4 protein-coding genes are annotated in these 13,738 nt (G+C 72.4%); all 4 read left to right on the top strand.

The features are described from left to right. Positions 1 to 183 precede the first annotated feature (183 nt). The 4 genes from ABEA24_RS37670 to ABEA24_RS37655 all read left to right on the top strand — a co-directional run bounded on the left by ABEA24_RS37670 (position 184) and on the right by ABEA24_RS37655 (position 13,672). Positions 184 to 7,884 carry a hypothetical protein gene (locus ABEA24_RS37670; protein ID WP_345437458.1) on the top strand — a complete coding sequence of 2,567 codons (7,701 nt, stop codon included), beginning with the start codon at positions 184 to 186 and terminating at the stop codon, positions 7,882 to 7,884. Between the two features lie 271 nt (positions 7,885 to 8,155). After that, positions 8,156 to 9,139 (top strand): phosphotriesterase family protein, encoded by a 984-nt coding sequence (locus ABEA24_RS37665; RefSeq protein ID WP_345437456.1) that lies wholly within the window; start codon positions 8,156 to 8,158, stop codon positions 9,137 to 9,139. After that, a complete protein-coding gene (locus tag ABEA24_RS37660) occupies positions 9,139 to 10,629 on the top strand; it encodes a class I adenylate-forming enzyme family protein (RefSeq protein ID WP_345437454.1) in 1,491 nt (496 codons plus the stop codon). The genes ABEA24_RS37665 and ABEA24_RS37660 overlap by 1 nt, the downstream gene beginning before the upstream one ends. A gap of 169 nt (positions 10,630 to 10,798) precedes the next feature. Next, on the top strand, positions 10,799 to 13,672 hold the full coding sequence (locus ABEA24_RS37655) for an ATP-binding protein (RefSeq protein ID WP_345437452.1): 2,874 nt from the start codon (positions 10,799 to 10,801) through the stop codon (positions 13,670 to 13,672). Positions 13,673 to 13,738 lie beyond the last annotated feature (66 nt).

The following is a 13,738-nucleotide window of genomic DNA, read 5'->3' as shown; positions in this document are numbered from 1 at the left end:
ATGGATGCGGCGGGGCAGTACGCGCGGATTCATGAGGGCGTGCAGAAGGGCTGGAACTGGGGCGAGTTCGGTAAGTCGGTGGGGATGGGTGCGGTCGCCGGTGGGGTGATGGGGGGGTTTGGGCGGGCGGTGCCTGCGTTGGCCGGGCGGGGTAATCCGTTGGCGACGAAGTTGGCTGATTGGATGGCCGCGCCGGGGATGAAGGGCGTCGGTGCGCGGTTCGGGTTCGCCGGGACGACGGGCACGTTGGGGAATCTGGGGGGTCAGGCGATCTTCGACCCGGACCACATGAACTTCGGGCAGGCCGCGGCGTTCGGGTTCGGCATGGCCGGGCTGGGGGGCGCCAAAGAGCTCGGTCAGCATGTGGCGGGCCGGTTCGGCGGTGGCGATGGCGGGTCACCACCGTCCGGTGGCGGGTCGTCGCCGGACCCGCAGAATCCCCAGGGTGGGGGCATCAAACACGACGACGACAATCCGCCTCCTCCTGGCGGCGGTGGTGCGGTGGCGGGTGGGGCCGGTAACTCCGAGGCCGGCGGTGGGGGTGGCGGTCACGCCCCGCCGACCGGTGGCACGACCGGTAGCAGCGGCACGACCGGCACCGGCGGCACCGGTAGCGGCGGCCCGCATGGCACCGCGCTCGCCGGCAGCCATGAAACCCCCACCACCGGCGATGGTACGGGCCAGGTGCCCGACACGCCACTCACGGGCGGGCAGGACAGGCCGATCCCTGGCGGCAACACCGGACACACCGGCGGTGACCTCAGCGGCACCAGTGGCTCCGACCGCGGGCAGGCGACACAAGGCCAACCCGGCCCGGCCGTGATCCCGCCACGACCCGGCGAGACCGCACCAGGCGGCACCGCCCGCCCCAGCGGTTCGACACGCCCCAGCATCGCCGAGGCGCTGAACGGCCGGACCGAGCCCCGGCCCGGCAGCACCTCCGGCCGCCCCGAGGACCCGGCGGGTAACGGCCCCCGCCCCGGTGACACCCGGCCCGGGTCCGGGCAAGGCACCCGGCCGGGCGAAAACGGCAACAGCACCAGACCCGGCGAAGGACCCACCGCCACCAAGCCGGGCGAAAACACCGGCGGCACCAGACCAGGCGAGGGATCTGCCGGCACCCGGCCGGGCGAGAGCGGTAGCGGCACGAAACCCGGTGAGGGACCTGTCGGGATCCTGCCGGGCGAGAGCGGCGGCGGTACGAAACCCGGCGAGGGGCCCACCGGCGGCCAGCCCCGGTCCAGCGACTCGCGCGCCAGCACGCCGGACGCCACTGGAGGCTCCACTGCACCAGGGCGCCCGGCGAAGCCCACCACGCTCGCTGAAGAGGTCGGCCCGGCGCCGGTCGGTGAGCACGGCTCTGAGATCGACAGGTTGCTGAATCCCTCACCTCAGCGGCCGGCAGGCGAATCGGGTGATTCGTCCCGGTCGTCTAGTGGGACGCCGGATGGCGCGAGTGGGCACGGGAGGCCGGATGAGGGCCGGCCCGCGGAGCGGGGCCCGCTGCTGAGTCCGGAATCCTATGGAGAGGCGGCGCGGACGATCGCCCAGCGGGTCGAACGGCTCCGGGCCGATTCATCGCGGCCGGAGTCGTCGGGCTCCCCGGACTCTCGCAGGTCGCAATCCTCGCGTCCGTCCGAAAGGCCGGACGCGGAGGGAGCGCATGTCCCTGCCGAGGAAGCGGTCACACCACATGCGGAGGTGGTCGCACAGGCGCGGGACCTTGCCGATTCGCTGCGGCGGGACGCGGAGGCCCTCGAGAAAAGCGTGGCCGTCCACGAGGCGGAGGCGCGAGAGGCGGGAGACAGGGCCGAAGCCGCCCTGCAGAAGTCGCTGCAGGAACTGGCGGAGGGCGGTCAGGGGGCCCGGGCACGCAGCGACAACGCCCTCGCCGAGAGCAAGGTGGCGCTGCACGACCAGGCACGTCACATGGACATCGCCGCGTCCTACCGGAAGGCGCTGGAGAAGGCCCGTGAGGCGCAGATCGGCTACGACGCGCTGCGGAATTCCGTCGAACACCTCGCCGCGAATGAGCACCCCTCGGAGTTCGAGGCGCAGGTGTCCGCCGACGCGGCCAAAATGCTCGCCGAGGACGCGCAGCAGCGACTTACGGCCTACAACAACGCGCGGTCCGAGACGCCGGCGCCACATCCGTCTCAGAACACCGACCATGGCGCGCATGGAGACGGGACGGCGCTGGAGGGCACCCGCCTGCCGAGCGAGCCCGCGGAGGCCGGCCGAAACGAGCCGTCCGGTACGTCGCCGACCTCGCACGCCGATCCGTCCAAGCCGGTCGAGGAACCGCGAAGCGAGTCGACCGGCGAGCCGGAGACCGGGCCGACCGCGAAGCCGCAGACCGGACCGACCGCGAAGCCGCAGAGCGAGTCGACCGCGAAGTCGGAGGCCGGGCTGACCGCCAAGCCGCCGACCGAGTCGGCTGCGAAGCCGGAGAGTGAGCCGGTCGCGAAGTCGGAGGCCGGGCCGACTGCCAAGCCGCCGACCGAGTCGGCTGCGAAGCCGGAGAGTGAGCCGGTCGCGAAGTCGGAGGCCGGGCCGACTGCCAAGCCGCCGACCGAGTCGGCTGCGAAGCCGGAGAGCGAGCCGGCCGCGAAGCCGCCGACCGAGCCGGCTGCGAAGCCGGAGACCGAGCCGCGTACGGAGGCGGAAGGGCAATCGCCGGTCCCGCACGGCGAGTCTGAGGAGCCGACCGGGCAGTCCCCCGCCACGCACTCCGAAACGTCCGAACCGGCCGGGGAGCCCTCGGAGCACGCGGAGCCGTCCGAGACCACCGCGCCGCGGACCGACGCGGGTGGCGAGGAGCCTTCTGCGGAGCCGCGGCCCGAGATCCACCCGCCTCGGTACACCGACTACGGCGCACTCGGAGACGGGACGGGGGTGGACGGCGCCCGCCTGCCGACCGATCCGAGGGAGGCTGCGCGGCAGTGGGCCGCGGACCTCCCCGACTATCTCCCTGCGAAGGTCCGGGCCGACATCGAGGCACAGGTCCACGATCTGCTGTGCGACCCCAACCCCGACCGCTGGACCGACGTTCTGCAGGACGGCATCGCGTTCGAATCGCACGGACACGTGGTGTGGGTCAAGCCGAGGCTCGACACGTACACGCATGTGGAGACGCCTGAAGGCCCGCGTCGCTACACCGTGTCCTTCGGCGGCTCGGGCGCCGGAGCGAAGGAGGGCGGGCGCGTCCATCGTGACGAGTCCGGTGGCGTCGTCGAGATGCTGGACAACTCCGACGGGCTGGAGAGGGTCAGCTTTCCGGGGCCGACCGTGAGCAAGGTCTCGGGTCACGCGCACGGCTCTTCGACTGAGGTCATGGCCGGTCACAAGCCGGTGGCGTTCAAGCACGACTTCTTCGACTGGACGGTTCACATCGAGGCCCACGTCAATGGGGCCGAGGTGGGGTACGGCGGCGTCGCTCCCGATCTGCGCCTGACCGTTCCCTTCCCGGAGCAGTTCCACCGCGAGGGGCCGTCCGTCAGCGCCGATGACCGGCCTCCGACGCCGCGTCACATGGTGACGTCGGACCGGGCACCTTTGGTGCGCAATCACGACGTGATCGTCACCGCCGTCAAAACCGACGGGCTGGTGACGGAGTTCCAGCGCCAGGCGTTGCAGGCGGGCGTGTCGCCCAAGCGGATCGCGGAGATCGTCAACCGGGATCTCAACGGTCACCTCGGTCAGCAGGTTCTGCTGAACCGGAGCCGGGACCTGTTGAACGGCGAGTTGCCGACCCCGGACGGCACCGTCAGATCGCGCGTCCTGCGTCTCGAGCGGCTGCCCGACAGCGACACGCCGATCCGCCAGGCGGTGCTGCGCGACGACCAGGGTCTGCTGACCACGACCAACGACTCCCACCAGTTCGGGCACAAGTGGGGCGTCAACTTCGGGCTGAAGCTCGGCATGGACAACCCGGCGGCGAAGTTCTTCGCCCGGATCGGCGGCAACTACCAGGGTGGCAAGAACCACGTCGTCTCGTACTCGCACACGAGCCTCCCGAAGATCACGTTGGTGCAGAAGACCGAGGTCGCCCGGTACCACGCGATCGTCCGGATGGAGGTCGAGACCCGGTTCGGCAGCTTCCCGGTCGACGTGCCGATGGAACTGGCCGTGCGCGAGGGCGACGCCCCCCGGTTCGAGACGGACCTTCTCGGCGGCGTCAAGACGGAAGGCCTCCTTCCCCCGGGCTCCGGTGAGCACGCCACCGACCCGTCATCCTCGCCGGGGGAGACGCCCCGTACGGCCGACCCGGCGACGGAAGGCCAGGGCCACCAGGCACCGCCGGGCCACGCCGTGCCCACCCGCCTGGGCGGCGAGGCCGGCAAGGGGACTTCCCCGGTTCCCCACGGGGGCGAGAGCGGCAAGCAGACCCCTTCGGCCCACGGCGGCGAAGGCAGCAAGGGGACATCTCCGGCTCCCCACGGGGGCGAGAGCGGCAAGGAGACATCTCCGGCTTCCCATGAGGGCGAAGGCGGCAAGGAGACCTCCGCAGCCCACGGGCGCTCGGCCGGCGAGCACGAGGCGCCCGTTCACACGGAGGGCGAGGGCCGGACCGCGCCGGCCAACCCGGACGGCGACGGTCCCGGCGCCCCGGGCGAGGCGCCGGGCCACGGGCTCCCCGTGCACGCCGATCCGGAGAAGTCGCTGCCCGTCGCGCCGCACGAGCCGCACCCCGCGGAGCCGGCGCATCTCGCGGCGGGTCGTGGGGCCGGGATGGGCACGCTGACCGGTCTCCGGGGTTCCGAGCGTGTCGTCACGGAACTGCGCAACGCGATCGACGAGGCACTGCCCGACCTCCCGAAGCGTGTACAGCGCCAGCTCGCGCTGGATCTGGAGGCGCGGTTCGGCCGCTCGGCCCTGGAGGGTCGTACGCTCGCCGACCTGCTGCACGGCGACACCCACACGATCAAGATCGGCAAGCACACGATCGAGATCGCCCACCGGGCCCAGCTGGGCGAACGCCGGAACGTCGAAGAGTTCGACATGACGGTGAACGACCGGAAGGTGGCCGGCTCGGGGACGGCCGTCGGGCAGAACAGGCATTCCGGCGGCGGTGCGGAGGTCGCCGGGAACATCCGGGTCCAGGTGGGGGAGGTCGGGATCGACGCTCCCAAGCTCGCCCTGCACGCAGGCGGGAGCAAGTCGAAGTCGGTGACGTTCCTGGGCGGCAGCACGGAGTACCGCCGGACCGAGACCGACGGGCCCGTCACCGAGATCACCAAGGAGATGCGGCACCACGTCAAGCTGAGGGTGCAGGACGGGCGGAAGCAGCTCACCGACCAGTCGTGGGTGGTGAGCGGCGACGACGTCTCCGCCCGCGTCGTGGTCCCGCAGGAGCACACCCCGGCGGCCACGGTCACGCCGGATGAGGTCGCGAAGGTCGGCCAGGTCGACCGGGTGGACACGCTCCCCGACGACCACATCGACTTCGGCGGCCAGACCACCGGCGTCTTCCCGAGCATGGCGGCCTCGCACGACCTGCCGTTCGAGGTGGCGCGGGTCGAGGCGGAGGCGAACGGCCGCCCGGCCCCGACCGATTTCCTGGACGTTCCGCCGGAGATCCTGCAGGCCACCCGGCCATCGGAACTGGAGGCGCATCTTGCCGAGCTGACCTCCCGGGACGGCTGGCGGATCCAGGTGACCCAGCCGGACGGCAGCACGCGCGGCATTACGCTGCGGGCGACCTTCGGCACGCCGGAGCACGCCACCGCACGGACGGGCATCGAGATCGAGCACTACCGGGCCGCCAACTCCCGGTTGAGGGACGCGACGAGCACGGACCTCCGGGCCGAAGGCGAGCTGAAGGTCGGGGGCCGCGGCAAGGTCACCGTGGGCGGCGTCGAGATCAAGGGCATCGGCGAGGTCGGCGGGGTGGGCGAGGTCGACCGCCGGACCGGCAGCAGCGAGTACACCGGCGCGAGCGACGTGATCCGGGGCACCTACAGCAGCAACGGGCTGACGCATTCTTTCAGCGGCTCGGACCTGTACCTGTCGGTCACCCCGGACGCGCCCACCGGGCACCACGCGCCGACCGGACAGCACGCGCCCACCGGACAGCACGCGCTGCCCGGGCAGCACCCGCAGACCGTTCACCTGCGCGTACACGACGGCGCGGACTTCATGATGCCGGACCGGATCGCCCAGGATCACCACCTGGCGACCCCGACGGAGGTCCACGGTCAGGAGGGCGACCCCGTCGTGCCCCAGCCGGTGAGCGAGCCGCGGACGTACCGGCCCGACGTCGCCATCACCTCCGCGCACGTCGAGCGCTTCGACGGCCGGGAGGTGCTGCCGAAGATCGAGAGCATGCTCGAATCCCGCGGGGTCCTGCCCGAGGGCAGCCCGGCGAGGGAACTGCTGCGCAACGCGTTCGGTGATCCGTCTCTGGCCGCGAACATGCCGAACCTGCGCAGGGGCGTCGTCCAGTGGCTCCCGGTCGAGTCGGGCTTCGGCTTCACCCGGCACGTGGGTATCCGCGTCCGGGCGGAGCTGGAAGGCGGAGCGCACACGGCCGAACGCCCGGACATCAGCCACATGGCACGTGTCCAGGGACTCAGCGGATCCGAGACCTCCCAGGGGCACGGCTTCGGCGCGGGCGGGAAGGCCCTTGCACGGGGCATGGTCGAGGGCGCGGGCGGAGGCCACGGTGGGGGCAGGAGCCCCAGCGGCGGAGGCCAGATCGGCGGCGGGCGGATCCACCGGTCCGAGACCGAGCACAGCGACGGCGTCGGCGTGAAGGACATCGACCGGCGTCAGACGCGTGAGGGCTCGCAGGAGTTCACGCACGGACTCCGGTTCGAGATCGAGATCGTCGAGACGAAGGACCCGCCGCACGGCCTCGAACACGGCATCAACGCGATCCGGCGCGGCGCGGACGCGGTCGCCCGGCTGACCGGCAACGACGCCGCCGCGCGGTACTTCGACCGCGCCCGCTCGGCCGGGACCGAGACCGCCACGGTGGGGGGCAGCGCCCGGTTGGTCGTCCCCCACCACCTCACGACGGTCGCCGGCGAGGGCGAACACGTGTCGGGGTGGGCGCCGGTCAGCGGCGAGTTCCCGCGATGGCAGACGCGCACGGAGCCGACGACGGTCAACGGCACCCTCGGCGACATGGTCGGCCGTATCTCCTTCCCCGGGGCGGAGGTCGTGCACGAGTACGCACCGCTGGCGGCGCTGCCACCGGAACGTCGCGGCCCGACGCCCGCGGAGACCGACCGGCCCAGCGGATTCGAGCTGAGCCGGCCGCAGGGCATGAAGCTGTGGAAGCAGACCGAACCGGCGACGCTGATGTCGCAGGTCAAGTCACTGCTCGACCACTCGTACACGGTGGAGGGCCTGCGGCCGGGCGAGAAGATCACCGTCGGCATGAACGTCACCGCGCTGAAGGAGGACGCCCAGGCGCTGCTCAAGCGGCGGGAGTACTCCCAGACCGCCACCAACCAGCGGGACGGCGGTGCGCACGGGACGGACTCCAGTTGGCGCGGCGGGGGGTCGGGCGGCACCTCCGGCGGCCACGGCCTCATGCTCTCCCACGGTCAGGGGAAGGGCTCGTCCGTCGCGCACGAGGCGGACGGCGTCCACATCCGCGAACGCAACATCGAGGTCACCGACCAGAACATCATGTACGGCGCCGACGTCGTCCTGGTGTTCCACCGGGAGGGGGCCCCGGACCTGCTCGTCGACGTCTCGGACGCGCTGCACATCAGGCTCACCGCGGACGACGCCGCCGAGTTGGAGCGCCGCCACCCCGGCCTGATCCACCGGCCCGCGAGCATCGAGAACCCACCGCCCGTCGTACCGGGCATGCCGACGGCGCCCACGCGGGAACCGGAGCCGGTGGAACGCCCCCAGGAGGGCGAGGGGTGAGCACGCCCAAGTGATCGCGGTGGCCGACTATGGCCGCGACGCCGTCGCGCCCGGCGTCTGGAGTCGCCGATCCGTGGCGTCTACAGTTCTCGATCACCGGCCCCACTGAAGCCGGATGTCAGTGGGGCCGGTGACCTCCCACGCATGCCCGGTCCGTCCGACCGCCGGCGCTTCGGTGAACACTCCTCGTGGTTCATTGACGGCGTTCCGGTGGCAGACTTACCTTGATCGATACCGACTGGTCGGTATGTACGCCATGGGAGGCCCCTCCATGCCCTCTGTCGAGACCGTTCGCGGCGCCGTCGACGTCTCCGCGCTCGGCCGGACGCTGATGCACGAGCACGTCTTCGTCCTCGCCACCGAGCACGTGCAGAACTACGGCGCGGGGGCCTGGTGGGACGAGGAGGAGCGCGTCCAGGACGCGGTCGCCAAGCTGCGAGCGGCGGCGGCGAAGGGGATCACCACGATCGTCGACCCGACGGTGTGGGGCCTCGGGCGGTACATCCCGCGCATCCAGCGGATCGCCGAGCAGGTGCCGGAGCTCAACATCATCGTCGCCACCGGCCTGTACTGCTACGACGACGTCCCGTTCCAGTACGAGCACCGGGGACCGGGCCTCCTGGTCGACATGCCGGAGCCGATGGTCGAGGACTTCACACGCGACATCGTCGAGGGCATCGCGGGCACCGGCGTCAAGGCGGCCTTTCTCAAGTGCGTGGTCGAGGCGAAGGGCCTCACCCCCGGCGTCGAGCGCATCGCCCGCGCCGTCGCCCGTACGCACCGCGAGACGGGCGCGCCGATCACCGTGCACACGTCCAGCGCGACGCAGGCCGGGCGGCTCGCCGTGGACCTGTTCGGCAAGGAGGGCGTCGACCTGTCCAAGGTGGTCATCGGGCACGCCGGCGACAGCAACGACCTCGACTACCTGATGGCGCTGGCCGACACCGGCGCGATCCTCGGCATGGACCGGTTCGGGCTCGACATCTACAACCCCACGCCGGACCGCGTCCGGACGATCGCGGCCCTGTGCGAGCGCGGCTACGCCGACCGGATCGTGCTCAGCCACGACGCGAGCTGCTTCATCGACTACTGGGCCGGCGCCCACGACCAGGTGCGGTCCACGATGCCGAACTGGCAGTTCGAGCACATCAGCGACGACGTCCTGCCCGCGCTGCGCGAGCTCGGCGTCTCGGACGCGCAGCTCGACCAGATGCTCGTCATCAACCCGCGGCGCTACTTCACCCGGGGGATCTGATGTTCGACGCCTCGGGAGTGGTCCGCGGCCCCGACGGGATCGCCCGCTACACCGGCCTGCCGGACAGCGTCGTCCACATGCTGCGGGCGACCGCCGAGGCGAACCCCGACCGGGAGGCCGTCGTCGAGACCGGCGGTGGGCCGCGGCTGACGTACCGGGAGCTGTGGGACCGCGCGGCGCGGGTGGCCGGCGGCCTGCGGGCGGCCGGGGTCGGGCGCGGCGACCGTGTCGCGATCCGGTACGGCAACGGCGTCGACTGGGTGCTGGCCTTCTTCGGCACGCAGCTGGCCGGTGCGATCGCCGTCCCGGTCAACACGCGGTTCGCCGAGGAGGAGGCGCGCTACGTCATCGACGACAGCGGCGCCGCGTACGTCGCCGAGGGCCCGCTCCCGGACGGCGCCCCGTACGCGATCGAGGACCTGCGGCCGGACGACCCGGCGGCGATCTTCTACACCAGCGGTACGACGGGCTTTCCGAAGGGCGCGGTCACCACACACGCGAACTTCCTGTCCAACTGCGAGAGCTGCCGCCGCGCGATCGGGATCCCGGTCGGCGACCCGACCCGCAACCTCGTGTCCGTGCCGCTGTTCCACGTGACCGGATGCAACAGCCAGCTGCTCCTCACCTGCCACCAGGGCGGGACGACGGTGATCATGCCGAAGTTCGAGGTGCGCCCGTTCCTGGCGGCGATCGAGGAGGAACGCATCGACGTCCTCACGAGCGTCCCGGCGATCTACTGGCTGGCCGTCAACGACGCGGCGTTCGCCACGACCGACGTCTCGACGGTGCGCTACCTGTCGTACGGCGGGGCGCCGATCGCCCCGGACCTGGTCGGCCGGATCAAGGACGCCTTCCCCGCCGCGCGGGTCGGCAACGGCTTCGGGCTCAGCGAGACCTCCAGCCTGACGACGTACCTGCCGCACGAGTACGCGGCGGCGCACGCGGACTCGGTCGGCTTCGCCGTGCCAGTGTGCGACCTGCGGCTCGACATGCTCGACGGCGAGCAGGAGACCGGCGAACTCCTCGTACGCGGCCCGAACGTCGTCGCCGGGTACTGGAACAAGCCGGAGGCCACCGCGGCGACGTTCGTCGACGGCTGGCTGCACACCGGCGACATCGCCCGCATCGACGCCGAAGGCCTCGTCCACATCGTCGACCGGGCGAAGGACATGATCAACCGGGGCGGCGAGAACGTCTACAGCGTCGAGGTGGAGAACGCCCTGGCCGGGGCGCCCGGCGTGTTCGACGCGGCGGTCGTCGGCGTGCCCGACGAGGTGATGGGCGAGAAGGTCGGCGCGGTCATCGTCCCGATGCCGGGCACCGACCTCGACGTCGACGCGGTCCTGGCCCACCTGCGCGAGCACCTCGCCGACTTCAAAGTGCCGCAGTACATCGCCGTACGGTCCGAGCCGCTCCCGCGCAACCCCGGCGGCAAGCTGCTCAAGCGACGCGTCCGCGACGAGACCGACTGGGGAGGCCCCCTGCGCTGACCGGCGCCCGAGCGGGGAACCCCGCCCGCGCTGACCAGCGCGACGGGTGCGGCCCCGCCCTCACTGAGCGGCGGGATCGGGCGGGGGAGCCCGCCTGGGCCGAGTGGGGTGACCCGACGTCGCGTCGGATCCTCTGGCATGGCGGGCGCGGCCCTGAAATCCTGCTCGGGTGGCAGGTGTGATCGGGGGACTCCAAGGGCCGTGGTACCGCATTCAGGCGATCCTCTCGCCCGCGCACGCGGCGTCGGCGGAGTGGGACTTCGTCACGGTGCTGCCGGCCGTGCTGTCGGCCGCGCAGAGCCGGCGGCCGTTCGTCGTGGGGTGGATGTCGCGGGGCGGCGGTGCGCCGCTCCAGCTCATCACCAACGCCGGGCCGCTGCACCGTACGCACGACCGGCAGCAGGGGCTGCTGTTCCCGCACGGCGCGCGCGGCGTGCCGATCGGTGACGAGTGGCTGGACGACGCGGCCGCGATGACGTGGACGCGCTGCCCGGCGCGGCTGGCGCCGCCGCTGGCCTCCTCGCGGGACGGCAACGGGCCGGGCCTGTTCGAGTCGACGCTGGTGACGCTCATGGAGCGACCGTTCGGCTGGCTTGTCATCGCCGACCAGTGCGGCGAGCAGGTGCTCCGTGACCAGGTCACCGACCTGCAGTACGAGCTGCAGATGCGGCGGCGGGGCGACGACGAGCTCGCCGTCGAGCGCCTGGAGCGCCGGCTGGCCGAGCTCGACGCGTTCCAGGAGGCGGGGCTGTGGAACGTCCGCGTCCTGGCCGGCGCGGAGTCGGTCCAGGCCCTGGAGCAGCTCGCGCCGGTGCTCGTCGGGTCGGTGGAGATGAGCCATCACCCGTACCGGCTGCGCTCCGGCGGGCGCGCCGTGCGCTTCCACGAGGCCCAGCACGTCGACACGCAGGACCAGGATCTGAGGTCGCCGTTCGTCGCGACGGCGGGCGCCCTCTCCGCGCTGGCCGGCCTGCCGCGCCGCGAGGTGCCGGGGCTGCGGGTGCTCGACGCGGGCTACTTCGACGTCACCTCCGAGGTCGGCGGGGAGGAGGACGAGGCCGGGGTGGCGCTCGGCGGGATCCTCGACGGCCAGGACCGCAGGGTCGGGACGTTCACGGTGCCACTGCAGACCGTCAACCGCCATGTCTTCGTCACCGGGTCGACCGGGTCGGGCAAGTCGCAGACCGTTCGCCACCTGCTCGAGCAGCTCACCCGCAGCGGCATCCCCTGGCTGGCCATCGAGCCGGCCAAGTCCGAGTACGCCGCGATGTCCGGCCGGATCGGCGCGCCGGTCACCGTCATCAACCCGTCCGACCCGGCGGCCGTACCCCTCTCGGTCAACCCGCTCGCGCCCGAGCCCGGCTACCCGGTGCAGGCGCACATCGACATGGTGCGGGCGCTGTTCCAGGCGGCCTTCGACGCCGAGGAGCCCTTCCCGCAGATCATGTCGCAGGCGCTCCAGCGGGTGTACGAGGCGAACGGCTGGGACGTCGTCACCGGCCGGGGCCGCCCCGGATCCCCGATCGAGCCCGCCATCCCCACCCTCGAACAGCTGCAGCACGCCGCCCTCGACGTGATCGGCGACGTCGGCTACGGCAAGGAGCTGATGGCCGACGTGAAGGGTTTCGTCGACGTACGACTCCGGTCGCTGCGCATCGGCTCGGCGGGCCGGTTCTTCCAGGGCGGCCACCCCGCCGACATCGAGGGGCTGCTGAGCCGCAACATCGTCCTCGCCGTCGAGGACGTCGCCAACGACGAGGACAAGGCCTTCCTCATGGGAACGCTGATCATCCGGATCGTCGAGCACCTGCGGCTGCGCGCCCGCAGCGGACGGACCCCGCGCGGTCTCGGGCACGTCATCGTCATCGAGGAGGCGCACCGGCTGCTGCGCAACCGCGGCGAGAACAGCGCGGGCGCGCACGCGGTGGAGCTGTTCGCCGGGATGCTCGCCGAGATCCGCGCGTACGGCGAGGGCATCGTCGTGGCCGAGCAGATCCCCACCAAGCTCGTCCCCGACGTCGTCAAGAACACCGCGCTGAAGGTCGTGCACCGGCTGCCCGCGTACGACGACCGGAGCCTCGTCGGGGCCGCCATGAACCTCGACGACCGGCAGTCCCGCGAGGTCGTCTCCCTGCCTCCGGGCGTGGCCGCGGTCTTCGCGGACGGCATGGACCGCCCGGTGCGGGTCCGCGTCCCGCTCGGCCAGGACCGCGAGCGTACGCTGCCCGGCCCCGTCCCGCCGATCGCCGGCCGCCGGTCGGCCGCGTGCGGCTGCGTGTGCCGCGACGGCCGGGCGTGTTCGCTGTACGAGCTGCGCGAGGCCGACCTGCTCGCCTCGGCGGCCGCGTGGGCGTGGCTACGGGTCTGGGCCGACGCGCTGGTCCTCGCGTACGTCGTCGACCGCCCGACACCGGCCGCGCCGGCCGACCTCCGCCGGGAATGGGCGGCGCAGCCCGCGCGCCTGCGCGAGTGCATGCTCGCGACCGTCCTGGACCGCGCGGTCGGCCGCCGCTCGGAGGCGTTGCGCACCGCGTACGCCCCGGAGAGGCTCACCGCGACCGTGGCCGGCGCGGCGGATCGCCTGCTGGGCGGCGAGCCCGGCCTGGCGGGCGTCCGGCCGGGCGCCGAATGGGTGATCCCGCAGCTGCGCTGGCTGCACGAGATGGACCGGCTGTTCCCGCCCGGCCAGGGCGTGCCGGACAAGTACGCGCCCGCCCCGCCGCTGGACTACGAGCTGCCGGGGCTGCGGGAGCCCGCCGAGCCCCTGTTCGGCCACCGCGTCCGCGCCCTGCGCCGCTACCCCCTGTCGATCGCGCTGGAGGCGAACCGGCCCATCGCCCGTACGGCGATCCTGGGCGCCGACGACCACGCCGAGTTCGACCGCGACCTCGCGGTGGTGGCGGTCGGCGTCGACGCCGACGAACGGCTCCGGCACGTCGCCGAGACGATCCGGGCGGCGTGGCTGCCGCACGTGCTCTCCTGGCCCGAGCACCTCATCGACGGCCTCGCCGACCCGGACGGCCCGCCGCCTTTCGCGGGCTGACTCCCGATGTCACGATCGGAGATCAACTCCGGGCTTCGGTCCCTACCGGGAGTCGTCGGACGTTTA

Origin of the sequence: Actinoallomurus vinaceus, assembly GCF_039542055.1 — a bacterium.
Lineage (GTDB): Bacteria > Actinomycetota > Actinomycetes > Streptosporangiales > Streptosporangiaceae > Actinoallomurus > Actinoallomurus vinaceus.
The sequence above is the reverse complement of the archived record's forward strand: the minus strand, read 5'-3'. Positions and strand labels throughout refer to the sequence as shown.